Source organism: Pseudomonas sp. MONT-RG-20F-20-E-7-02, from assembly GCF_022662395.1.
Taxonomy (GTDB): domain Bacteria; phylum Pseudomonadota; class Gammaproteobacteria; order Pseudomonadales; family Pseudomonadaceae; genus Aquipseudomonas.
The window spans coordinates 219,988-242,368 of the sequence record NZ_JAKNQN010000006.1; the positions used below are offsets into that span (position 1 = coordinate 219,988).

A 22,381-nucleotide genomic window follows, 5' to 3' on the forward strand; every position below is an offset into this window, starting at 1 on the left:
GGCGGTGGGTCAGTCCATACCTTTATGGCTGACCCACCGCCATCGCGGGCAAGCCAGCTCCCACATAGAGCAGAACTGTGGTGGCTTAGCGGCCAGGCCACGCCTGAACAAACGCCGCCACATCCTCTTTCTGTGCAACACGCGGCGGGTTCTGCGGCGTCCCCAGGTAAAGGAAGCCAATCACTTCCTCATCCGCCGTCAGCCCCAGGCCTTTCGCCACGTGGGCCGAGTAAGACAACTCCCCCGTACGCCACACCGCGCCGATCCCCTGTGCATACGCCGCCAACAGAATACCGTGGGCCGCACACGCGGCCGCCAGCAGTTGCTCGGATTTCGGCACCTTGAAATGCTCTTGCAGGCGGGCAATCACCACCACCACCAACGGTGCGCGCAGCGGGCCGTTCTGCGCTTTGTCGATGACAGCTTGCGGGGCGTCGGCGTCCTGCAGGCGCGCCGCTTCAGCCAACAATGTCCCCATCTGCTCACGGGCGGCGCCTTCCACGGTGAGGAAACGCCAAGGGCGCAACTGGCCGTGGTCCGGCGCGCGCATGGCGGCGGCGAACAGCACGTCGCGCTGCTCCTGGGTCGGTGCCGGTTCCAGCAAACGCGGCACGGAAACACGGTTGAGCAAAGCGTCGAGAGCCTGCATTGGCCACCTCCAGAGAAAAATGTGCGGCCATTCTAGCGGGAATGACTCGGATTCGACCAAACGATAATTGCTCTTATTCAAACCGCCCTGCCCTGTTAGACTTTGCGACCTAATTTTCGGCCTCCGTTCAGGAATTTCGATGTTCCGTTCGCTATTTCGCCTGTGCGCAGCATTGATGGCCTTGAGCCTGACGGCCTGCGATGACGCTCCACGCTTCACCAAGGCAGAGCCGGGTGAAGCGCGAGCCGGCGGCGCGACGACGGTAAACAAGCGCGACCAGAACGCGTTTTCCCTGCCCTCGGCCAACCTGGCACCCACCCGCCGCCTGGACTTCAGTGTCGGCAACAGCTTCTTTCGCAGCCCGTGGGTGATCGCGCCGTCCACCACCACTGCGCGCGACGGCCTTGGCCCACTGTTCAACACCAACGCCTGCCAGAACTGCCATATCAAGGATGGCCGTGGCCACCCGCCGTTGCCGGACGCGCCGAATGCAGTGTCGATGCTGGTGCGTCTCTCTATCCCGGATGCTGCGCCCTACGCCAAGCTCATCGAACAGCTCGGCGTAGTGCCCGAGCCGGTCTACGGCGGGCAATTGCAAGACATGTCGGTGCCGGGCGTGGCGCCGGAAGGCAAGGTGCGGGTCGACTACACGCCGGTCAACGTGACGTTCAAGGACGGCACGGTGGTCGAGTTGCGCAAGCCGGAGCTGCAAATCACCCAGCTCGGCTATGGCCCGATGCATCCAGATACACTTTTCTCGGCGCGCATCGCCCCGCCAATGATCGGCCTGGGCTTGCTCGAAGCCATCAGCGACGCCGATGTGCTGCGCAACACCGACCCGAAAACCGCCGACAAAGAAGCCCTCGTCGGCCGCGCCAATTGGGTCTGGGATGACGCCCAGCACAAAACCGTGCTCGGGCGTTTCGGCTGGAAAGCCGGGCAACCCAACCTCAATCAACAAAATGTTCACGCGTTTTCTGGTGATATGGGCCTCACCACGTCCCTGAGACCCTTTGATGACTGCACCGACGCCCAAGTCGCCTGCAAACAGGCGCCTAACGGTAACGGCCCCGATGGCGAGCCGGAAGTCAGCGATAACATCCTGCGCCTGGTGCTGTTCTACACCCGCAACCTGGCCGTGCCGGTGCGCCGCGGCGTCGACACGCCGCAGGTGCTGGCCGGTAAAAACCTGTTCTACCAGGCCGGTTGCCAGGGCTGTCACAAACCGACGTTCACCACGGCCGCCAACGCTGCCGAACCCGAACTGGCCAATCAAGTGATTCGCCCTTACAGCGACCTGCTGTTGCACGACATGGGCGAAGGCCTGGCCGACCACCGCAGCGAATTCAAGGCCGGTGGCCGCGACTGGCGCACGCCGCCGTTGTGGGGCATTGGCCTGACACAGACCGTCAGTGGCCACACTCAGTTTTTGCATGATGGCCGCGCCCGCAACCTGCTCGAAGCCGTGCTCTGGCATGGCGGTGAAGCACAGGCGGCACAGCAGCATGTGTTGTCCTTTAATGCCGAGCAGCGTGCCGCGTTGCTGGCGTTCCTGAATTCTCTATAAGATTTGCCCCAATTACCGAAGGGAGCTCGACATGTTTCGTCCCAAGTTATTGTTCACCAGCCTGGCCGCCTTAGCCCTCGGCGCCTGCTCGCCGCAGGACCCGCAAGCGGTGACCTCGGCGGCCATCGCCAAGCAAGTGATTCTGCCGACCTACAGCCGCTGGGTTGAAGCCGACCGCCAATTGGCCGTGAGCGCGCTGGCCTACTGCCAGGGCAAGGAAAGCCTGGACACCGCGCGCGCCGACTTCCTCCACGCGCAAAAAGCCTGGGCCGAACTGCAACCGCTGCTGATCGGCCCACTGGCCGAGGGCAACCGCTCGTGGCAAGTACAGTTCTGGCCGGACAAGAAAAACCTGGTCGGCCGCCAGGTCGAGCAACTGGTCACCGCCCAGCCGCAGATCGACGGCGCCGCATTGGCCAAATCCAGCGTGGTGGTACAGGGCCTGTCGGCCTACGAATACATCCTCTACGACGCCAAGACCGACGTCGCCGACGAAGCTCAGAAGGCCCGCTACTGCCCGCTGCTGGTGGCCATCGGCGAACGCCAGAAAGCCCTGGCTGAAGAGATCCTGGCGAGCTGGAACAGCACCGACGGCATGCTCGCGCAGATGACCAAGTTTCCGAACCAGCGTTACGCCGATTCCCACGAAGCCATCGCCGATCTGCTGCGCGTGCAAGTGACCGCGCTGGATACGCTGAAGAAAAAACTCGGCACGCCGATGGGCCGCCAGACCAAGGGCATCCCGCAGCCGTTCCAGGCCGATGCGTGGCGCAGCCAGTCGTCCCTGCAAAGCCTGCAGGCCAGCCTGGCCGCCGCCCAGACCGTATGGGCCGGCGTCGACAACAAAGGCCTGCGTGGCTTGTTGCCGTCGGACCAAAAACCATTGGCCGACAAGATCGACGCTGCCTATGCCGCTTCACTGAAACTGTTCGCCAGCAACCAGCGCACGCTGAATGAACTGCTGGCCGACGACGCTGGCCGTCAGCAGCTCAACGACATTTACGACAGCCTCAACGTAGTCCACCGCTTGCACGAAGGCGAGTTGGCCAAGGCGCTGGGCATCCAACTGGGCTTTAACGCCAACGACGGTGACTGATGATGCTCAGGCGACAGGCTTTGGCGGTGGGTAGCGTGCTGCTCAGTGCAATCACACTGGGTGGCTGGACGCTGTTCAAGCAAAAGGGCTCAAAGAGCCCGTTGCTGCTGTCGGCGCGCGATGATGTGGATGGCAAACACTATGCCGTGGGTTATCACCTGGACGGCAAGCAAGTGTTTGCCACCCAGGTTGGCCAGCGGTGCCACGACATCATCAACCACCCGACGCTGCCGATTGCGCTGTTCGTCGCCCGACGTCCGGGCACAGAGAGCTACCTGATCAACCTGCGTGACGGCGCGCTGCTGCAGACCATTACCTCGAATGCCAATCGCCATTTTTATGGCCATGCGGTCATCCACAAGAGCGGCGACTGGCTGTATGCCACCGAGAACGACACATCCGACCCCGGCCGTGGGTTGCTGGGTGTGTATAAGTTCGAAGGTGAGCGGCTGGTGCACACTGGGGAAATTTCCACCCACGGTATCGGCCCGCACCAGGTGTCATGGATGCCTGACGGTGAGACCTTGGTGGTCGCCAACGGTGGCATTCGCACCGAGGCTGAAAGCCGGGTGGAGATGAACCTCAACGCCATGGAGCCGAGCCTGGTGCTGATGCACCGCGACGGCAGCCTGATCAGCAAGGAAACCCTGGGGCAGCAAATGAACAGCGTGCGCCATATGGGGATTGCCGGCGACGGCACCATCCTCACGGGGCAGCAGTTTATGGGCGCGTCTCAGGAGCGCTCCGAGTTGCTGGCAATCAAGCGGCCAGGGCAGCCGTTTGTGGCGTTTCCGGTGGCCGATGAGCAGTTGCAGGCCATGGGGCATTACACCGCCAGCGTTGCGGTACACAGTGAGTTACGGCTGGTGGCGTTGACTGCGCCACGGGGCAATCGCTTTTTTATCTGGGACATGGACAGCGGCGAGCTGCGCCTGGATGGGCCGTTGCCCGACTGCGCCGGGGTTGGCGCGGTAGCGGACGGTTTTGTGGTGACGTCAGGCCAGGGGCGCTGCCGCTTTTATGACTGCCGCCAGCAGCCGTTGGTGGCTAAACCGTTAGAGCTGCCGTCGGGGTTTTGGGATAACCACTTGCACTTGGTTTGACATCAGCACGCTCGTTCTCCCGCGCGGGAACGAGCCTTCATGCGGTTGTAGATGCTTTCAGCGAACACCGCTGGCCAAGAGCGATTCATGTTCAGCTCTATTCTGGAATAACGCTTATTTCCATATCGAATTAAAAACTGTCATTTCTCACAGTACACCGCTATCTCTTCCATCGTTATGGTGTCGGGGCAGTCACTATTGGCTACTGTTCGCAGTAGTTGAGATTGGATACTTAAAAGGAATTACAGTATGAAACAACTAATCCTCGCGGCCTGCCTACTGATGTCAACTCAGGTATTTGCCGCAACTCTCGAATATTTCCCTTCACCCAATGACGACGTGAGAAATAATCGCCCTATAGGCGTTATGCCGGAGATGCCAAAAGATGGCCCATTGGCGTATCGGTTAGATAATTCAACTATGGGGTTTGCAGAAAAACTAACTTTACCCAAAAAGTCGAATGATTCTAACAGCGCTGTGATGGTACTAAACAGAGCGGATAAATCTACCTTTATCAACACGGACAATAGTTCTCTTCCGAAGCCTCTGGAAATCAAGCCGAATCACGGAGTCTTGGTGAGCTTTGACAAAGCTAACGGTAACTGGAAACCGGCTGAGCCTTATGTCATCACTGCTGGCCCCCCATCCGGCCAAGTCAACGTTGCCCCATCCCAGATGCCTTGAACGCCGCGCCCGATGCTGAACATTGGGTGTTTTGGCTCGACGTTACTTATAAGCGTCCAGGTCAAGTACAAAAAAAGGGCCTCGCATCGCAAGGCCCTTTCTTGGGGGGTTGAAACATTTCAACGCTCTATTCAACTCTGCGGCCTCATGCCCTGAGACATCCCGAACATGAACAGCAACAACTCATGATCAGGCTTGACCGCCACACTCGTCTTGGCGACGCGCGGCAACAGGCACTGCCCGCTACCTTGCACCGCACTGAGCACTTGTGTGCGAGGTTGTTCCCACGCAGCCAATGCGAGGGCTGCAATGCCCAACGCACCGACCAGGAACAAACCTCGTGCTATTTCTAGCTTCATCTGGTTAAACCCTTGATAGCGCTGCCAAACGCCGTCTCGTAAAAGTAGCTGAGTTTTTTCCAGTCTGTATCACTCCACGACGAATGGCGCCGCAGTTGCTGCATGTCATGGGAGGCGGCCCGATAAGCGGTCAAACGCTGGCGGCATTTCTCAAAATCCAGCAACGCCACTTCCACATTGGCCGAGTCGCCCTCACCTGTCACCCGTAAAAAGATGTGCTTGATGTACAGGCAACCATGTTGCCAGCGGCCCTTGTGCATACGCGCCAGGGTGCCCGCCACCTCCTTGAGCACACGCTCATGCACCACCTCGCCATACTGCTCGCGGCCACCGGCGGCGTACCAGTTTTCGATCTCGTCGAAACCGTCGAGCGACGCGGTCACCAGCAGCGCTTTCCACTGGTGCTCGGGGTCACGGCGCGCCTCGCAGAACACCAGTTCAGGCACCCGTACATCCAATGAACGCAGGCCCTTGAGGGCATCACGTTCACGCAACACTGTCGGGCGCCCGAACGGGTGGAGCAAGCTACGGTAGATATGCCCGGTCTGGCGCTTGCTGTAGAGCAAACGACCATTGGGGCTGATCACGCGTTGCACACCACTTTCACCACCGCGTCGACGATTGGGTTCCTCGACCCATTCGCCCTTCAGGCGCCAAAAATAATCAAACCGTTCTTCGGGAGCTACATGACTGCCTACTACGCACTCAACTGCCATCCTGTTACCTCTTACGCAATACATACACACGCCACATGGCGTAGAGCGGTATGAAGTCCAGGGATTCCTGAACACGGAAACCGGCCTGCTCGAACTCTGCCTCAACAGTAGCAGCCGGTAACACGAACCGGTTTTGGTAACCTTCCTGCTCACCTTTACTACGACGTTTCACTTCGGCGCGCTTGCGTTTCCAAGCCTTGAAATTGCCGTCCACCCACAGCGAAATAATCACGCTGTCGCGGGTAACCCGCTGAAATTCCCGCAGTATCGTCATACGGTGCGCCGGGTCACCAATGTGGTGCATCAAGCGCATGCAGAAGATGCTGTCGACCGAATTGTCAGGCAAATCGATATCAAAGGCAGATGTCTGCAAGGGTCGTACCCGTTTAACCACGTCCGCCGGCTGAGCGACGGTCGCCACCTTCAACATCGACGCCGAATTGTCGGCCCCGATAATCACTCGGTTGGGTTTCTCCGCCAGCAACGGCCAAAAACGCCCGGCCCCGCAGGGCAGGTCCAACACCAGGCCAGGTTCGCCAGCCATGGCCAGCGCACCGCGCGCCAATTGCTCGTCGCGTTTGTGGGACAACCGGCGAGCCAGATTGTCCTGATGCTTGAGCAAATAATTCTGCGCGTGCTGATCGTCGTACTTTTCGGAAAAATCGAGCTTGATCGGGGTAGACATCAACGGATCTCCAGTAGCTGATGCCTACAACCTTAAGCACCGCCCTGTGATCAACTGGTCAACCCGTTGTGAAAAACTTGTCCTGTCCAATCTCATACATTTCAAGACTTTACAGACACAAGCAATATCATGGGGCCATCTTCGCCGAATTACGGCGATGTCTGGCAGGATAACGGCAGGGACTTGCGTCAGGGCTTGACCTGACTCAACTGGACGTGAAAACGGCAGCCGTGGGGGTCCATCGGGTTGAGGCTGACCGTCCAGCCCTGGTTCTCGCAGATGCGCTGCACCAGCGATAAACCCAGGCCAAGGCCTTCGCCACGCTTCTCGCTGCCACGCACAAACGGCTCGAACATCGCCTCACGCTTGTCTTCGGGGATCCCTACACCGGTGTCTTCCACCACAAAACCGCTGGGTTCAAGGGTCAGGCGGATAAAGCCGTGTTCGGTGTAATGCAGGGCATTGCGCAACAGGTTGCCCATGACCGCATGCAGGAAGGTGGTGTTGTAGCGCGCATCCGAAGGATTGCCGGGCTGGTAAATCAATTCCAGCCCCTTGCGCTCGATTTGCTCGCGCCAGATGCCGAGCAAATCGTCAGCGACCTGCGCCAGCGTCACCTGCGGTGACATCGCCGCTTCATCATGTTCGGCACGCGCCAGCATCAGGAAGGTTTGCACCAGTTCACGCATTTCTTCGCAGGCACGGGCGATGCGTTCCACTTGATTACGCCCGCGTTGGTCGATGGCCGGGTTTTCCAGCAGCAGCTCGCAGGAACTGGCCAGCACCATCAATGGTGTGCGCAATTCATGGCTGACATCACTGGTAAACAGCTGCTCGCGCGACAACGCCTGGCGCAAGCGGCCCAAGGTGGCATCGAAGGCCACCGCCAGTTCGCCGACTTCATCGGCCGCGTAATCCGGCGCCAGCGGCGGCGCCAGGCCCAGCAGTTGGTCGCGATGTCGCACCTGGCGGGCCAGCCGCACCACCGGCGCCATCACTTTGCGCGCCAACACCCAACCGAGAAACACCGCCAGCGCCAGGCTGAGCACGAAGCCCACCAGCACCACGGCGAACAGAACACGCTCGCGCTCTTCAAAATCGCTTTGGTCTTGCAACAGCACATAGCGCCGGCCATCCACCACTTCGACCATGGCGTGATACGACAGCGACTCGCGGAACACCTCGTGAAAGCCCGGTTCCAGATGGCGCAAATCCTTGGGCAGTTCGAAATCCCCGCGCCCACCGCTGAAATAGAACAGCTGGTCGGGCTCGGGCCGGTGGCTCCAGTCCTCGACGCTGTCCATCAGCAACAAGCGTTGCAAGTCGCCGCCCAGGCCTGCCGAGATGAGTTTTTCTTCCACCAGGTGCACGGTTGCGACGATGCCCATGGCGAACGCCCCCGCCACCAATGCACTCATCAATGCAAAGGCGATGATGATCCGTTGAGCAAGGCTTTGCTTAAACTCCATCACGACCCTCGGCCAGGCGATAACCCACACCGTGTACCGTTTGCAGCAGCGGCTTGGCGAACGGTTTATCGATCACTTGGCGCAATTGGTGAACATGGCTGCGCAGGCTGTCGCTGTCAGGGCAGTCATCGCCCCACAGGGCTTCTTCGAGAATCTCACGGCGCAAAACATGCGGGCTCTTTTGCATCAACACCGCGAGCAACTTCAAGCCCACAGGGTTGAGTTTGAGCAGGCGCCCTTCGCGGGTCACTTCCAGGGTGTCGAGGTCATAGTTCAAGTCGCCAACCTGCAGGGCACGGCGGCCGCCACCTTGGGCGCGGCGCAATACGGCTTCGATGCGGGCGGCCAATTCCGACAAGGCAAACGGCTTGAGCAGGTAATCATCGGCGCCGGACTTGAAGCCCTGCAGCCGGTCGTCCAACTGGTCACGGGCGGTGAGCATGATCACCGGCGTGTCACGGCGCGCGTCTTCACGCAGGCGTTTGCACAAGGTGTAGCCATCGATGCCCGGCAGCATGATGTCGAGCACGATCAAGTCGTAATGCTCGGTGGCGGCCAGGTGCAGGCCTGATAAACCGTCCTGCGCACAGTCCACGGTGTAGCCCTTCAGCCCCAGGTAATCGGCCAGGTTGGCCAGAATATCGCGGTTGTCTTCAACCAATAAAATTCGCATGGGCAGTGTCTCCGTACGCGGTAACGGCCGTGTTGGCTCGCGCAGCTTAAGGCCAAGTGTGGCTCAGGGATAGACCTTGAGGGCCTGTCGATAAATGTTTTCAACCAATTGCACGAACCAACAAGTTTTTCACTATAGCTTCACAAACTGACTACAGTGTCAGGCTGAAGATCACCGCCCATTGATATAAGGAATGTAGACATGGGGTTTCTCAAAACGGCGCCTATGCGCTTTTTGCTGCTCGTCACCGGCGCCTGGCTGGTTGTTTTCTTGCTGACGCGCAGCGTGCTGCTGCTGACCCATCTGGATGAAGTCGGCGGCAACCTGCTGCCGGTGTTTGGCGTGGGCCTGTTATACGACCTCGGCTTCCTGGCCTATGCCGCCTTGCCGCTGGGCTTGTACCTGCTGCTCTGCCCGCCTGCGCTGTGGCGCCGCCGTGGTCACCGCTGGTTTCTGCAGGCAGTGCTGACCGTCAGCCTGTTCGCCATGCTGTTTACGTCGGTCGCCGAGTGGCTGTTCTGGGATGAGTTCGGCGTGCGCTTCAACTTTATCGCCGTCGATTACCTGGTGTACTCCGACGAGGTGTTGAACAACCTGCTGGAGTCTTACCCGATCGGCAAGCTGCTCAGCCTGCTGGCAATGCTCGCGGTTGTGTTGAGTGTGGTTCTGCGCAAGCCGTTCAATGCCGCCATGAACGCACCCTTGCCGCCGCTGCGAGGTCGCCTGCTTAACGCCCTGTGCCTGTTGATTGTCGCCGGCCTCAGCCTGCAACTGATCAGCCAGGACAGCCCGCGTACCCAAGGTGGCAACGCCTACAAGAACGAGCTGGAGAGCAATGGCCCATATCAATTCTTTGCGGCCTTTCGCAACAACGAGCTGGATTACCCACAGTTCTACCAAAGCCTGCCCACCGAGGTGGTCGCCAAGCAGTTGCGGGCCGAACTCAGCGAACCCAACGCGCGCTTTATTGGCAAAGACCCGTTGGACATCCGCCGCGCAATCAACAACCCCGGCACGTTGCGCAAACCCAATATCGTGCTGGTGACCATCGAAAGTTTCAGCGCCAAATACATGGGCAGCAATGGCGACGGGCGTAACCTCACGCCGAACCTGGATGCCCTGCGCAAACAAAGCCTGTACTTCAATAACTTCTATGCCACCGGCACCCGCACGGACCGTGGCCTGGAAGCGATAACCCTGGCGATTCCACCCACGCCTGGCCGTTCAATCGTCAAGCGCATCGGCCGTGAAAGCGGCTTCGCCAGCCTCGGCCAGCAACTCAGCGCCATCGGCTACGACAGCGTGTTCGTATACGGCGGCCGCGGTTATTTCGACAACATGAACGCGTTTTTCAGCGGCAACGGTTATCGGGTGGTCGACCAGAGCAGCGTGCCGGAAACCGACATCTCATTCAAAAACGCCTGGGGCATGGCCGATGAAGATCTTTATCGGCAAACCCTGAAACTGGCCGACGCCGATTACGCCAGGCAGCAGCCCTTTTTGCTGCAACTGATGACCACCTCCAACCATCGCCCCTACACCTACCCGGACGGGCGCATCGATATCAAATCCGGCAATGGCCGTGACGGTGCGGTGAAATACACCGACCACGCGATCGGCGAGTTCCTTGAGGCGGCACGCCAGAAACCGTGGTTCGATAACACGATCTTCGTGTTCGTCGCCGACCACACGGCCGGCAGCGCGGGCAAGGAAGACTTGCCCATTACCAACTACCAGATCCCGCTGTTTATCTATGCACCCAAGCTGATCGACGCCCGGGAAACCGCGCAACTGGCCAGCCAGATCGACTTGGCGCCGACCTTGTTGGGCCTGATCAACCTGAGCTACGAGTCGACGTTTTTCGGCCGCAACCTGTTGCAGGACAACCCGCTGCCGCCGCGCGTGGTGGTCGGCAACTACCAGCACCTGGGGTTGTTTGACGGCAAGGACCTGGCAATCCTCAGCCCACGCCTGGGCCTGCGTCGCCATGACCAAGCCTTGGCCGAGAGCCAGGAGTTGCGCGTGGGCAGCGATGACCCATTGATCCTGCGCGCGATCACCTACTACCAGGCCGCCAGCTATGGCTTCAAACAGCAATTGCTGAGCTGGAAAGCGCCGAAGGATGAGCCTGCGGCCATCAGCATCCGCTGACAGCCCCACTCAAGCCCTTGCCTGCCACAGGGCAAGGGCGTAACACTTGCGCCCATTCCCTGGCGACGACGCCCGTTCATGTCCGACACCCTGCTGCTGATTGAAGATGACCGCCCACTGGCCGCGCTGACCGCCGAGTTTCTGCGCGCCGAAGGTTTCACCGTGGCCATTGAGCACCGGGGCGACCGCGCCGCCCAGCGCATTCGCGACGAGCAGCCGGCGCTGTTAATCCTGGACGTGATGCTGCCGGGTATCGACGGCTTCACCCTGTGCCGACAGATTCGCGACCAATACCCTGGGCTGATCCTGATGATGACGGCACTGGACGAAAACGCCGAACAGCTCACCGGGTTCAACGTCGGGGCAGACGATTACGTGGTCAAGCCTGTCGACCCACAGTTGTTGCTGGCCAGGATTCGCTCGTTGCTGCGCCGCCACCCGCAAGCCCCTCGCGCGTATTACCAGTGGGGCGCGTTTCGCTTGGACCTCAACAGCCATTTCGCCTGGCTGAATGACGCGCCCTTGCAGTTCTCGGTTGCGGAGTTCGAATTGCTGGCGATTTTTGCCCGCCATTGCGGCGTCTTGCTGACGCGGGAAAAACTCCTGCAAAGCCTGCGCGGCCTGGAATACGACGGGCTCAACCGCTCCATCGATATGCGCGTATCGCGCTTGCGCAAAAAGCTGATGAGCCTGGAATGCCCGGTGACCATCCAGACCATCACGGCCCAAGGCTATCTGTTCGTCGAAATCCCGCAGGAAGCCGCGCGTGTTCTCTAAACTGCGGCCCTGGATGGTGGCGACGGCCGGCGCGGGCTGGACCGGCTTGACGCTTTACCTGCTCTGGCTGTGCACCAACGCCTCAGTATTTGTGGGTGACGACAGCTTCTTGCGCCTGATGGCCGGGCCGGGCTACCTGGTGGCCGAACAGCTCAAAGGCGTGCCCGCCGACCAGCGCGAAGCGCGGATGGATACCCTGCGTGCGCACTTTCAGTACCCGGTGAACCTGATCGCGCTGGACGATGTGGAGCTGCCGCCGGAAGCCATGGTCATGCTGGAACATGGGCAACCGGCGCTGAACAGCGACGAAGACATCAGCTACTTCCCGCTCGACGACGAAACCGTGATCCGATTCGGTCCCATGTGGGGCAGCGCCGAGGTCAAGGACCTGCTGAAATTCCCGGTGTTCTGGATCACAGCCTGCGTCGCAGGCTTGCCGGTGCTGCTACTGCTCGGGATTGGTTTACGCCTGCACCGTCGGCGCCACGCCGACCTGCACACACTCAATAACTGCCTGGCGACACTGGCGCGCAGCCCGAACGTGATGTTGCCCGCCATGGGCAAGGAATGGACACCGTTGCTGCTGACGCTGCAACAGCATGCACGGGACATCAGCGCCATGAGTGAACGCCACCGCGAAGTCTCCCAGGCGGTGTCCCACGAACTGCGCACGCCCCTGGCGCGCATGCGCTTTGCCTTGTCGCTGCTGGGCAAAAGCGAAGACCCGCCCACCCGAGCGCGCCTTCAAGAACGTTTGCTCATCGATGTCGAAGAGCTCGAAGCCTTGGTTCGCGCCAGTTTGGCGTTTGCTCGCCTTGCGGGCGCGCCGACCGACTTGCAGCACGAACCGATCAACCTGCGTGACTGGTTGCATCAAGAGTTCGCCTTGCTCGACGGGCACCATCGACGGTTGAGCCTGGAAACCGAGCCGGCCGGGCTGGAACTGGTCGGCGACCGCGCCTTGTTACACCTGATCGTACGTAACCTGTTGAGCAACGCCATCACCTATGCCCGCGAGCAAGTGTGTGTCAGCGCGGCGTATCAGGGGCAACATCACTTGGTGCTGCACGTGGATGACGATGGGCCCGGCATCCTCGCGGAAAACCGCGAAAAGGTCTTCGAGCCCTTTGTGCGGCTTGCCATGGGCGGCGACGCACCCGGAGGCTTCGGCCTCGGCCTGGCGCTGGCCAAACGTGCGACCCAGTGGCACCACGGTGAATTGACGGTGGCCCGTAGCCCGCTGGGTGGTGCACGCCTGACCCTGGTGTTGCCGCTGCGCCCACTCTAGATAGCGTGTTACAGCCGGTGACAGCGAAACGCTGCCATTACCCCTACTCTCTGCCGCCTGAATCCCAGGTTGGAGAGCCCGTACATGCGTCCCCCCAAGAAGCATTTGTTCACGCTGCTGCTGTCGTTGTGCATCGTCACCGGCACAGCGTCGGCCTTGCCACTGGCGGTCACACACTCGCCAGCGCAGCGCATAGACCAATACGTCGCCGACTACACACGCAAAGCCGTGTGCTACCCAAGCGTGACAGGCAAGGTCGTTGTAGCCGAACACCGGAGGCGGCCCAGAGCCACCCGCGCTGAAAAACTCGCGCACCTGCCTGTCACTCACCCACTCAACGAAGCTGCTGCACCGCAACCCCTGGCACTTATGCCGCATGCCGAACTGATGCTGGCCCGGGGCATGACCTTCAAAAAGCTGTTGCGGCGCCGCTCCATCGGTTGATGTATTGAATAAAGCCCATAAAAAAACCCCGCCTGCATCGCTGCAGGCGGGGTTTTTCAGTAGCCGGGTGAGGCTGGCTTACATCATGCCGCCCATGCCACCCATGCCGCCCATGTCTGGCATACCGCCGCCAGCCGAGCCTTCTTTCTTCGGTGCATCAGCAATTGCGGCTTCGGTGGTCAGGATCAGACCGCCGATGGAAGCTGCTGCTTGCAGTGCCGAACGAGTCACCTTGGTAGGGTCCAGGATGCCCATTTCGATCATGTCGCCGTAGACGCCAGTCGCAGCGTTGTAACCGTAGTTACCTTTGCCGTTCTTGACTTCGTTGACCACAACGCTTGGCTCGTCGCCGGAGTTGGCAGCGATCTGGCGCAGCGGTGCTTCAACGGCACGACGCAGTACAGCGATACCGACGTTCTGGTCAGCGTTGTCGCCTTTGAGGTCAACCAGCGCTTCCAGAGCACGGATCAGCGCAACGCCACCGCCAGGTACCACGCCTTCTTCAACGGCTGCACGGGTTGCGTGCAGGGCGTCTTCAACGCGGGCTTTCTTCTCTTTCATTTCAACTTCGGAACCCGCGCCAACCTTGATCACTGCAACGCCGCCGGACAGCTTGGCCAGACGCTCTTGCAGTTTTTCACGGTCGTAGTCGGACGAAGTTTCGGCAACCTGGGCACGGATCTGAGTGATGCGCGCCTGGATGTCCTGCTCTACGCCAGCACCGTCAACGATGATGGTGTTTTCCTTGGAGATGGTCACGCGCTTGGCGCTGCCCAGGTTTTCCAGGGTGGCGCTTTCCAGGCTCAGGCCGATCTCTTCGGAGATAACGGTACCGCCGGTCAGAACAGCGATGTCCTGCAGCATGGCCTTGCGACGGTCGCCGAAGCCTGGAGCCTTGACGGCTGCGACTTTAACGATGCCACGCATGTTGTTCACAACCAGCGTCGCCAGGGCTTCGCCTTCAACGTCTTCGGAAACGATCAGCAGTGGGCGGCCGGCTTTGGCAACGGCTTCCAGTACTGGCAGCATTTCACGGATGTTGGAGATTTTTTTGTCGACCAGCAGGATCAGCGGGCTGTCCAGCTCGGCAACCATGGTCTCTGGCTTGTTGACGAAGTACGGGGAAAGGTAGCCACGGTCGAACTGCATGCCTTCTACAACCGACAGTTCGTTTTCCAGGCCAGTGCCTTCTTCAACGGTGATCACGCCTTCTTTACCGACTTTTTCCATGGCTTCGGCAATGATATCGCCGATGGAGCTGTCGGAGTTGGCGGAGATGGTGCCTACCTGAGCGATAGCCTTGGTGTCGGCGCATGGCTTGGACAGGTTCTTCAGCTCAGCAACAACGGCGATGGTCGCCTTGTCGATGCCGCGCTTGAGGTCCATCGGGTTCATGCCGGCAGCGACGGCTTTGTAGCCTTCGTTGACGATAGCCTGAGCCAGAACGGTGGCGGTGGTGGTGCCGTCGCCTGCGTCATCGTTGGCACGGGAGGCAACGTCTTTGACCAGCTGCGCGCCCATGTTCTCGAAACGGTCTTCCAGTTCGATTTCTTTGGCGACGGAAACGCCGTCCTTGGTGATGGTCGGAGCGCCGAAGCTCTTCTCGATGATCACGTTACGGCCTTTAGGGCCCAGGGTCGCTTTTACTGCGTCAGCCAGGACGTTAACACCGGTGAGCATTTTTTTGCGGGCGGAATCGCCGAATTTAACTTCTTTAGCAGCCATGATCGATATTCCTTAAATACTTAGTAGTAACGGGAAAATGAGCGGGGAATCAGTCTTCCAGAACGGCGAGAATTTCGTTCTCGCTCATTACCAGCAGGTCTTCGCCGTCGACTTTCACAGTGTTGCTGCCGGAGTAAGGGCCGAAAACAACCTTGTCACCCACTTTCACAGCCAGCGCACGTACTTCACCGTTTTCCAGAGCCTTGCCTGGGCCTGCAGCGATGATCACACCGTGGTTGGCTTTTTCAGCAGCCGAACCTGGCAGAACGATACCGCCAGCGGTTTTCTTTTCTTCTTCGCTGCGACGGATTACGACGCGGTCGTGCAGAGGACGAAGCTTGCTCATTGTCGATCTCTCCTAATTGTGTTTTTCATCGGCCGGTATCGGTACCGGCGGGTTGTATTCCGGCGGTGCCGGTCGCGCCTCGCCAAGCAAGACGCGGAAGTCTGTCTGGTGTCGCCACCAGAAACCTTGCGGTGACCGTTACATAAGGGCGCATAAGCTTATTACAAGGGGTCGCAGCGGAAATTTTTTGTGTCTGCCGGCAACCAAATGCAACACGGCACCCGAAGGTGCCGTGCTCATAAAGCGGTTATTTGCTGTCGCGGTGTTCGAACTCGCCTTCGATCACATCACCTTCACGCCCCAACGGCTGGCGCGGGGCCGGGCCGCCACGGGGTTGCAGGTCGTCGGCGAACGCACGCTGGCGAATCGCAGCCTCTTCGGCGCGCTGGCGCATCTTGCCGGCCAGCAGCTTGCGGGTGACCGGCAGCAGCATGACCAGGCCGACCACGTCACTTATGAAACCCGGCAGGATCAACAGGCCACCGGCCAAAGCCATCATCAGGCCTTCAAGCATGGTCTGGGCCGGCAGTTCGCCGCGATTCAAGCTTTCACGGGCACGCAACGCCGTGGCCAGGCCGGCGACGCGCAGCACCAGAACGCCGAGCATCGAGCCGAGAATGATCAGCAACAGGGCCGGGAAAAACCCGATCGCACCGCTGACTTGTACGAATACGAACAGCTCCAACACCGGAAATAGCAGAAAGAGCAATAAAAAAGGGCGCATCAAATGGTTCCTCAACGCAAGAATGCCTTGCCAGTCCACCTTAGATGACGTCGCCATTTCGTGAATTCAAGCGCTGGCAGGCTCTTTTTTCGGCCAGACCTCGGCGTGAGCCAATGAAACCAGGGCTTCGCGTACTTGTGTCGGAGTGTTGCAAGACGCTGCGAAGGGCAGCCAGTGCAACGACTGGCCAATGCGCAAGTGCATGCCTTCGCTGTCGATGCCGGCCAATTGCGCCGGTTCAAAGGTCGGCAAGCCGGTCAACGCGACGTAATGCGCGATGGCCTTGGTGTGATCACTGTTCATGTGCTCGATCATGCTGCGCTCGGCCTTGCCCGCGAACGGATTGGCCAGGGTCAATTGATCGACCCAGTGAATGGCGCCAAACCCGCCGATATAACGATGACGCACAGGCTTGAGCAGCCAGAAGTCGAAATCGTGGGCCTTGTGGTAGTTGGCGGAATCGGGGAAGTAGCGGTAATAACGCTCGGCGGCCGCGTCAATGGCGTCGGCGTCTTCGAGTTTCTCGGCTTCGGCCAGGTACGTCAGGCGGCCGACGGCCTGTACATCATCGGCCTCGCGCTCGCCTACCAGCAGCGAGCACTTGGGGTCTTTCTGCAGGTTATGGGTGTGCTGGGCGATACGGCTGATCAGGATCAGCGGTCGGCCCTGCTCGTCGAGGCAATACGGCACGACCGAGCCAAAGGGAAACCCGGGCATGGCTTTGGACAATGTGGAGAGAGCCCCACGGTATTCCTTGAGCAACAGCTCTCGGGCGTTCTTGGCAACGTGCGCGCTCAACGTATGACTCCTCGGGTAATCAGCCGCCCATAGCCTATGGCGTCTATGGGAATGAATCTCAACACAAGGTAATCAATAACCGCGCAGGTTGCCAGAGCGCTCCGTGCTGCTTTTACCAGGCCACGCCAAAGCCTGCGGTATAACGGGTCTTGCTCAAGCTGCCTTGCGAATCGCCATCAATGATGTCGCGTTCGGCCTTGAGGTTCAGGGACGCCCACTCGGTGACTTTGTAGCGCAGGCCCATTTCCGAATCCAGCGAGTACTTGGCCGGCCCGGAGAGTGGCTTGCCCACTTCACCGTTAGTGAAGAACTCAACGGTTTTGCCCACCAGGTAGCGGTTGTAGTTCCACTTCATGGCCAGGGAATAGAAGTTGGTCTTGCGATCATCGGAATATTCATAATCGGTGCGGTTAACCAGCGAGCCGAGGGAGAACGCCCCCAGTTCGTCGTCCCAGAACTGGTAGCCCGGGCCTGTACCGACGGTGCGCTGGCGGGACAAGTCTTCAACCTTGTCGCGCTTGTAGGTCAGGCGGCCCTGCCAGAACCAATGCTCGGTGAGGAAACGGTCCAAGTCATATTCCAGGGCCCAGTTGTCGGTGGTGGTGACATCGTCCTGGAACTCGCGGTTGTATTCGCCCTGGCCGGTATGACGCCACTGGCCGTGACGGGCGGTGGTCTTGAAGTCGACGTCGTAGTCGTTGGTGTCTTTGTCGGCACGCTTGTAGTCGAGCGCCAGGTCGACGTTGCCCTTCCACACCAGGTCTTCAATCACAGGCTTGGGCTTGATGATTTGCTGGATGCTCGCCAGCTCCACGGTTTTGGGGGCTTCGCCATTGGCCAAGACCACCTTGCCATCCTCCGCTGCCTTCAAGGACTTGGCCTTCTCGCCGCTGTAGGCGTCCTGCTTGACCAGCAATTCCTGGTCGCTTTCCAGGGTTTTCACCTGTTTCCAGTCCACCGGGATTGCCCCTGCATAGTCGGTCTGAATCAGCAGTTTGCCACCGTCGAAGACCTTGATCTTGCCCGTCAGGCGGTCACCGTTCTTCAACCAGACGGTGTCGGCGAGCAAGGGCGTGGAGGCGCTGAAAACAGCGAGGCACAGCAGGGTTCTGGACAACATAAGCGTATTGGGGGCTCGGAGTTGGCGAAAAAGGGGCGTTATCGTGTTAGATAGCTAGGACTGACTCAAGTATTTATATTGAGTTCAATTCTCACCTGCATGATTACAGACGTTTCTTACAAAGACCCTGACGATGCCCACAGAGAATTCACCCGACGATACCCCTCAAAGCCCGGCCGAAATGCGCCGCACGGCGCTGTACCTGACCTTGGCGCAAGTGCCCGAGGGTTGCGTGGTGAGTTACGGCGAACTGGCCCATCTGGCCGGGCTGGGCCGCGCGGCCCGCTGGGTCGGGCGCACGCTGAGCCAACTGCCGCAGGACACTCGCCTGCCCTGGCACAGAGTGCTGGGTGCCGGTGGTCGGATAAGTCTGCCGGTGGGCAGTGCCTCAGGCGACGAACAACGTGCGCGTTTACGCAGCGAAGGTGTCAGTATCCTGAACAATCGCGTTGATATTCAGCGTCATGGCTGGCGCCCGGTAGAGCACAGCGGTTAGAGTGCGCGCTTTGTTTCCGCAAATCTGAGGCAGACTCCAGCCCATGCCCCGTAAAACCTGGCGCGCCGCGCTCGCTGCCTATGCCAGCCCCTCGACGTTAGTACTGTTGTTGCTCGGCTTCGCCGCCGGCTTGCCTTACATGTTGGTGTTCTCGACGCTTTCAGTGTGGTTGCGCGAGGCCGGTGTGGCCCGCGAGACCATCGGTTATGCGAGCTTGATCGGTTTGGCCTACGCCTTTAAATGGGTCTGGTCGCCGCTGCTCGACCAATGGCGCCTGCCGCTGCTCGGTAAACTCGGACGTCGTCGTTCCTGGCTGGTGCTGGCCCAAACGCTGGTGATCCTCGGGTTGATCGGCATGGGCTTTTGCGACCCGCAAAAACACCTGTCCTGGCTGATCGCCATTGCCGTCATCGTTGCCTTCGCTTCGGCTACCCAAGACATTGCGGTGGACGCCTACCGCCTGGAAATCGCCGACGACAGCCGCCAGGCAGCCCTGGCTGCCAGCTATATGTCCGGTTATCGCATCGCGGCCCTGCTGGCCACGGCCGGCGCACTGTTCTTTGCCGAAGGCTTCGGCTCGACCGGGTTCAACTATAAACACTCGGCCTGGACCGGCACCTACGTGTTGTTCGGCGTGCTGATGATCCCCGCCTTGCTCACCACCTTGTTCATGCGCGAACCCAACGTGCCACTGCGCACCCAGTTGCAGGCCGGCCGTTACAGCTTCGTGCACCAGCTTGTTTCTGTATTTGTGCTGATCGTGCTGCTGGTGTCGGTCCCGGCGATGTTCACCCAGCTGTACAACACCGATTTCGCCAGCGTGTTGTTCCATGGCGTGAGCCTGTGGGAGCTATTGATGGAAGACCGCGCGTTCCTGCGCGCCATTCTGTACATCATCCTCACCACCCTGTGCCTGTCGGCCATGGGCCGTCGCGGCCTGGCGCCGGTGCTGACGCCGGTCAACGACTTTATCCTGCGCTATCGCTGGCAGGCGTTGCTGCTGCTTGGGCTGATTGCCACTTACCGCATGTCCGACACCGTGATGGGCGTGATGGCCAACGTGTTCTACATCGACCAGGGCTTTACCAAGGACCAGATCGCCGGGGTGAGCAAGATCTTTGGCCTGATCATGACCCTGCTCGGCGCCGGTATGGGCGGCCTGCTGATCGTGCGCTTCGGGATCCTGCCCATCCTGTTTATCGGCGGCGTGGCCTCGGCCGCCACCAACCTGCTGTTCGTGATGCTCGCCGACATGGGCCCCGACCTGCAGATGCTGATCTTCACCATTTCCCTGGATAACTTCAGCTCGGGCCTGGCCACGTCGGCGTTTGTCGCCTACTTGTCGAGCCTGACCAACCTGAAGTTCTCGGCCACTCAATATGCGTTGCTCAGCTCGATCATGCTCTTGCTGCCGCGCCTGATTGGCGGCTATTCAGGCGTGATGGTGGAGAAGTTCGGTTATCACAACTTCTTCCTGATCACCTGCCTGCTGGGCGTGCCGACGCTGTTCCTGATTGCCTTGCATTGGTTTCAGGAAAATCGACGGATTCGGTTGAGCCCGCCTGAACAGGAGTGACACTCCTCGGTCAATGTGGGAGCTGGCTTGCCTGCGATGCAGACGACGTGGTGTATCTGATACACCACGGTGATCCCATCGCAGGCAAGCCAGCTCCCACAAAGGCCCTGCGCCAACAAAAACACCCCGCGACCTCATGCCTGTACTCCGGCAGCAACCGCCCGTACAATCCCAAGTCATTTCAAGTCCAAGCAACCGACAACGGCCTACCATGCGTACCAGTCAATATTTGCTCGCCACACAGAAAGAAACGCCTTCCGACGCGGTTGTGATCAGCCATCAGCTGATGCTGCGCGCCGGCATGATCCGCAAGCTGGCCTCCGGCCTGTACACCTGGCTGCCCATGGGCTTGAAGGTGATGCGCAAGGTCGAAGCCATCGTTCGCGAAGAAATGAACGCCGCCGGCTCTCTGGAAGTGTTGATGCCGAGCACCCAACCGGCTGAGTTGTGGCAGGAATCCGGGCGCTGGGAAGAGTACGGCCCTGAATTGCTGCGCTTCAAGGACCGTCATGGCCGCGATTTCTGCGCCGGCCCGACCCACGAAGAAGTGATCACCGACCTGATGCGCAACGAGCTGAGCAGCTACAAACAGCTGCCGCTGAACCTGTATCAGATCCAGACCAAATTCCGTGACGAAATCCGCCCACGCTTCGGTTTGATGCGCGGCCGCGAATTCATCATGAAGGACGCCTATTCGTTCCACGCCGACCAGGCCTCCCTGCAGGTCACCTACGACCGCATGCACCAGGCCTACTGCAACGTGTTTACGCGCCTGGGCCTGAAATTCCGCCCGGTTGAAGCGGACAACGGTTCCATCGGCGGCGCCGGTTCCCACGAATTCCACGTGCTGGCCGAGTCCGGCGAAGACGATATCGTCTTCAGCAACGGTTCCGACTACGCGGCGAACATCGAGAAAGCCGAAGCCGTGCCACGCGAGACCTCGCGCCCGGCACCGGCTGAAGAACTGCGCCTGGTGGACACGCCAGAGACCAAGACCATTGCGGCCCTGGTGGAAAAATTCAATCTGCCGATTGAAAAGACCATCAAGACCCTGATCGTGCGCGCCGAAGAAGAAGGCAAGCTGATCGCCCTGGTCATCCGTGGCGACCACGAGCTCAACGAAATCAAGGCCGCCCAGCAACCTGGCGTGGCCAGCCCGCTGATCATGGCCACCGATGCCGAACTGCGCGACGCGATTGGCGCCGGTGCCGGTTCGCTCGGCCCGCTGAACCTGCCGCTGCCGATCATCATCGACCGTTCGGTCGAGCTGATGAGCGACTTCGCTATCGGCGCGAACATCGACGACAAGCACTACTTCGGCGTGAACTGGGAACGTGACCTGCCGGTGCCGACCGTGGCCGACCTGCGTAACGTGGTGGCCGGCGACCCAAGCCCGGACGGCAAGGGCACCCTGGAAATCAAGCGCGGCATCGAAGTCGGGCACATCTTCCAGCTGGGCAACAAGTACAGCAAGGCGATGAAGTGCGAAGTGCTGGGCGAGAACGGCAAGCCGATCACCCTGGACATGGGCTGCTACGGCATTGGCGTATCCCGCGTGGTTGCCGCTGCCATCGAGCAGAACAACGACGAGAAAGGCATCATCTGGAGTGACGCCCTGGCGCCATTCCAGGTGGCGTTGGTGCCGCTGCGTTATGAAACCGAGCAAGTTCGCGAAGCCACCGACAAACTGTATGCCGAACTGACGGCTGCCGGTTTTGAAGTGCTGCTGGATGACCGGGACAAGAAAACCAGCCCGGGCATCAAGTTCGCCGACATGGAACTGATTGGCATCCCGCACCGGATCGTGGTCAGTGACCGCGGCCTGGCCGATGGCAATCTGGAATACAAAAGCCGGACCGAAGCCGAAGCCCAACCGTTGCCGGTGGCTGACGTGCTGTCTTTCCTTCAGGCGCGTATTCGTCGCTGAAAACCAGA

General features: G+C 59.9%; 22 protein-coding genes. 11 read left to right on the top strand and 11 right to left on the bottom strand.

The genetic code is table 11. The features are described from left to right. Positions 1–85: 85 nt before the first annotated feature. Positions 86–649 carry an NAD(P)H nitroreductase gene (locus tag L8I05_RS18870; protein WP_242170921.1) on the bottom strand — a complete coding sequence of 188 codons (564 nt, stop codon included), beginning with the start codon at positions 647–649 and terminating at the stop codon, positions 86–88. Between the two features lie 139 nt (positions 650–788). Here L8I05_RS18870 and L8I05_RS18875 point away from each other — a divergent pair, with 139 nt between their 5' ends. The 4 genes from L8I05_RS18875 to L8I05_RS18890 all read left to right on the top strand — a co-directional run bounded on the left by L8I05_RS18875 (position 789) and on the right by L8I05_RS18890 (position 5,099). Continuing rightward, positions 789–2,216 carry a di-heme oxidoredictase family protein gene (locus L8I05_RS18875; protein WP_242170923.1) on the top strand — a complete coding sequence of 476 codons (1,428 nt, stop codon included), beginning with the start codon at positions 789–791 and terminating at the stop codon, positions 2,214–2,216. Positions 2,217–2,247: 31 nt separating this feature from the next. Beyond that, positions 2,248–3,312, top strand: a complete 1,065-nt coding sequence (locus L8I05_RS18880) for an imelysin family protein (RefSeq protein ID WP_159959559.1) — start codon at positions 2,248–2,250, stop codon at positions 3,310–3,312. A gap of 2 nt (positions 3,313–3,314) precedes the next feature. Next, entirely contained in the window at positions 3,315–4,415 is a 1,101-nt protein-coding gene (locus L8I05_RS18885) for a DUF1513 domain-containing protein (protein WP_242171178.1), read from the top strand. A 249-nt stretch (positions 4,416–4,664) separates the two neighbouring features. Next, on the top strand, positions 4,665–5,099 hold the full coding sequence (locus L8I05_RS18890; protein WP_242170925.1) for a hypothetical protein: 435 nt from the start codon (positions 4,665–4,667) through the stop codon (positions 5,097–5,099). Positions 5,100–5,230: 131 nt separating this feature from the next. Here the strand turns inward: L8I05_RS18890 and L8I05_RS18895 are convergent, their stop codons facing one another. From L8I05_RS18895 to colR, 5 genes are all read right to left on the bottom strand, one after another. After that, entirely contained in the window at positions 5,231–5,458 is a 228-nt protein-coding gene (locus tag L8I05_RS18895) for a hypothetical protein (RefSeq protein WP_159959561.1), read from the bottom strand. After that, entirely contained in the window at positions 5,455–6,174 is a 720-nt protein-coding gene (locus L8I05_RS18900) for a lipopolysaccharide kinase InaA family protein (protein ID WP_177017049.1), read from the bottom strand. Before L8I05_RS18900 ends, L8I05_RS18895 begins: the two co-directional genes overlap by 4 nt. Before the next feature lie 4 nt (positions 6,175–6,178). Beyond that, positions 6,179–6,859 (bottom strand): class I SAM-dependent methyltransferase, encoded by a 681-nt coding sequence (locus L8I05_RS18905; protein ID WP_177017050.1) that lies wholly within the window; start codon positions 6,857–6,859, stop codon positions 6,179–6,181. A gap of 188 nt (positions 6,860–7,047) precedes the next feature. Beyond that, positions 7,048–8,328, bottom strand: a complete 1,281-nt coding sequence (locus tag L8I05_RS18910; RefSeq protein WP_159959565.1) for a HAMP domain-containing sensor histidine kinase — start codon at positions 8,326–8,328, stop codon at positions 7,048–7,050. Beyond that, on the bottom strand, positions 8,318–9,001 hold the full coding sequence (gene colR, locus L8I05_RS18915; RefSeq protein ID WP_003208587.1) for a two-component system response regulator ColR: 684 nt from the start codon (positions 8,999–9,001) through the stop codon (positions 8,318–8,320). The genes L8I05_RS18910 and colR overlap by 11 nt, the downstream gene beginning before the upstream one ends. 201 nt (positions 9,002–9,202) lie before the next feature. Here colR and L8I05_RS18920 point away from each other — a divergent pair, with 201 nt between their 5' ends. The 4 genes from L8I05_RS18920 (at position 9,203) to L8I05_RS18935 (ending at position 13,661) form a co-directional block, all read left to right on the top strand. Continuing rightward, a complete protein-coding gene (locus L8I05_RS18920; protein WP_242170927.1) occupies positions 9,203–11,152 on the top strand; it encodes an LTA synthase family protein in 1,950 nt (649 codons plus the stop codon). Positions 11,153–11,230: 78 nt separating this feature from the next. Further along, complete coding sequence (locus L8I05_RS18925) at positions 11,231–11,929, top strand: response regulator transcription factor (RefSeq protein ID WP_177017052.1); 699 nt, start codon at positions 11,231–11,233, stop codon at positions 11,927–11,929. Then, a complete protein-coding gene (locus L8I05_RS18930; RefSeq protein WP_242170930.1) occupies positions 11,919–13,217 on the top strand; it encodes an ATP-binding protein in 1,299 nt (432 codons plus the stop codon). Before L8I05_RS18925 ends, L8I05_RS18930 begins: the two co-directional genes overlap by 11 nt. 84 nt (positions 13,218–13,301) lie before the next feature. Beyond that, entirely contained in the window at positions 13,302–13,661 is a 360-nt protein-coding gene (locus L8I05_RS18935; RefSeq protein ID WP_242170933.1) for a hypothetical protein, read from the top strand. A gap of 78 nt (positions 13,662–13,739) precedes the next feature. Here L8I05_RS18935 and groL read toward each other — a convergent pair whose 3' ends face one another. From groL to L8I05_RS18960, 5 genes are all read right to left on the bottom strand, one after another. Next, positions 13,740–15,386, bottom strand: coding sequence for a chaperonin GroEL (groL, locus tag L8I05_RS18940; protein ID WP_064453985.1), 1,647 nt, complete (start codon positions 15,384–15,386; stop codon positions 13,740–13,742). Positions 15,387–15,435: 49 nt separating this feature from the next. Continuing rightward, the gene (locus L8I05_RS18945; RefSeq protein ID WP_094953007.1) at positions 15,436–15,732 is read right to left on the bottom strand and encodes a co-chaperone GroES; all 297 of its coding nucleotides are present in this window, start codon (positions 15,730–15,732) and stop codon (positions 15,436–15,438) included. Between the two features lie 247 nt (positions 15,733–15,979). After that, positions 15,980–16,456 (bottom strand): FxsA family protein, encoded by a 477-nt coding sequence (locus L8I05_RS18950; RefSeq protein ID WP_025854816.1) that lies wholly within the window; start codon positions 16,454–16,456, stop codon positions 15,980–15,982. 66 nt (positions 16,457–16,522) lie between these two features. Continuing rightward, positions 16,523–17,254 carry a DUF2470 domain-containing protein gene (locus tag L8I05_RS18955; RefSeq protein ID WP_242170936.1) on the bottom strand — a complete coding sequence of 244 codons (732 nt, stop codon included), beginning with the start codon at positions 17,252–17,254 and terminating at the stop codon, positions 16,523–16,525. A gap of 112 nt (positions 17,255–17,366) precedes the next feature. Continuing rightward, positions 17,367–18,374 carry a DUF481 domain-containing protein gene (locus L8I05_RS18960; protein ID WP_242170939.1) on the bottom strand — a complete coding sequence of 336 codons (1,008 nt, stop codon included), beginning with the start codon at positions 18,372–18,374 and terminating at the stop codon, positions 17,367–17,369. Positions 18,375–18,507: 133 nt separating this feature from the next. Between L8I05_RS18960 and L8I05_RS18965 the strand changes: the two genes are divergently transcribed. The 3 genes from L8I05_RS18965 to L8I05_RS18975 all read left to right on the top strand — a co-directional run bounded on the left by L8I05_RS18965 (position 18,508) and on the right by L8I05_RS18975 (position 22,373). Further along, on the top strand, positions 18,508–18,870 hold the full coding sequence (locus L8I05_RS18965) for an MGMT family protein (protein WP_242170942.1): 363 nt from the start codon (positions 18,508–18,510) through the stop codon (positions 18,868–18,870). Between the two features lie 43 nt (positions 18,871–18,913). Beyond that, positions 18,914–20,446: an AmpG family muropeptide MFS transporter gene (locus L8I05_RS18970; RefSeq protein ID WP_177017057.1), complete on the top strand. Its 1,533-nt coding sequence runs from the start codon at positions 18,914–18,916 to the stop codon at positions 20,444–20,446. Between the two features lie 211 nt (positions 20,447–20,657). Beyond that, positions 20,658–22,373 (top strand): proline--tRNA ligase, encoded by a 1,716-nt coding sequence (locus tag L8I05_RS18975; RefSeq protein ID WP_242170945.1) that lies wholly within the window; start codon positions 20,658–20,660, stop codon positions 22,371–22,373. The last annotated feature ends 8 nt before the right edge of the window (positions 22,374–22,381 follow it).

Bases quoted from the DNA above. Each gene is read 5' to 3' on its own strand.
- L8I05_RS18950 (WP_025854816.1), bottom strand. From the start codon at position 16,456: ATGCGCCCTTTTTTATTGCTCTTTCTGCTATTTCCGGTGTTGGAGCTG.
- L8I05_RS18925 (WP_177017052.1), top strand. From the start codon at position 11,231: ATGTCCGACACCCTGCTGCTGATTGAAGATGACCGCCCACTGGCCGCG.
- L8I05_RS18905 (WP_177017050.1), bottom strand. From the start codon at position 6,859: ATGTCTACCCCGATCAAGCTCGATTTTTCCGAAAAGTACGACGATCAG.
- L8I05_RS18960 (WP_242170939.1), bottom strand. From the start codon at position 18,374: ATGTTGTCCAGAACCCTGCTGTGCCTCGCTGTTTTCAGCGCCTCCACG.
- L8I05_RS18890 (WP_242170925.1), top strand. From the start codon at position 4,665: ATGAAACAACTAATCCTCGCGGCCTGCCTACTGATGTCAACTCAGGTA.
- L8I05_RS18975 (WP_242170945.1), top strand. From the start codon at position 20,658: ATGCGTACCAGTCAATATTTGCTCGCCACACAGAAAGAAACGCCTTCC.
- L8I05_RS18920 (WP_242170927.1), top strand. From the start codon at position 9,203: ATGGGGTTTCTCAAAACGGCGCCTATGCGCTTTTTGCTGCTCGTCACC.
- groL (WP_064453985.1), bottom strand. From the start codon at position 15,386: ATGGCTGCTAAAGAAGTTAAATTCGGCGATTCCGCCCGCAAAAAAATG.
- L8I05_RS18880 (WP_159959559.1), top strand. From the start codon at position 2,248: ATGTTTCGTCCCAAGTTATTGTTCACCAGCCTGGCCGCCTTAGCCCTC.
- L8I05_RS18970 (WP_177017057.1), top strand. From the start codon at position 18,914: ATGCCCCGTAAAACCTGGCGCGCCGCGCTCGCTGCCTATGCCAGCCCC.
- L8I05_RS18935 (WP_242170933.1), top strand. From the start codon at position 13,302: ATGCGTCCCCCCAAGAAGCATTTGTTCACGCTGCTGCTGTCGTTGTGC.
- L8I05_RS18885 (WP_242171178.1), top strand. From the start codon at position 3,315: ATGCTCAGGCGACAGGCTTTGGCGGTGGGTAGCGTGCTGCTCAGTGCA.
- L8I05_RS18965 (WP_242170942.1), top strand. From the start codon at position 18,508: ATGCCCACAGAGAATTCACCCGACGATACCCCTCAAAGCCCGGCCGAA.
- L8I05_RS18910 (WP_159959565.1), bottom strand. From the start codon at position 8,328: ATGGAGTTTAAGCAAAGCCTTGCTCAACGGATCATCATCGCCTTTGCA.
- colR (WP_003208587.1), bottom strand. From the start codon at position 9,001: ATGCGAATTTTATTGGTTGAAGACAACCGCGATATTCTGGCCAACCTG.
- L8I05_RS18900 (WP_177017049.1), bottom strand. From the start codon at position 6,174: ATGGCAGTTGAGTGCGTAGTAGGCAGTCATGTAGCTCCCGAAGAACGG.
- L8I05_RS18875 (WP_242170923.1), top strand. From the start codon at position 789: ATGTTCCGTTCGCTATTTCGCCTGTGCGCAGCATTGATGGCCTTGAGC.
- L8I05_RS18945 (WP_094953007.1), bottom strand. From the start codon at position 15,732: ATGAGCAAGCTTCGTCCTCTGCACGACCGCGTCGTAATCCGTCGCAGC.
- L8I05_RS18870 (WP_242170921.1), bottom strand. From the start codon at position 649: ATGCAGGCTCTCGACGCTTTGCTCAACCGTGTTTCCGTGCCGCGTTTG.
- L8I05_RS18895 (WP_159959561.1), bottom strand. From the start codon at position 5,458: ATGAAGCTAGAAATAGCACGAGGTTTGTTCCTGGTCGGTGCGTTGGGC.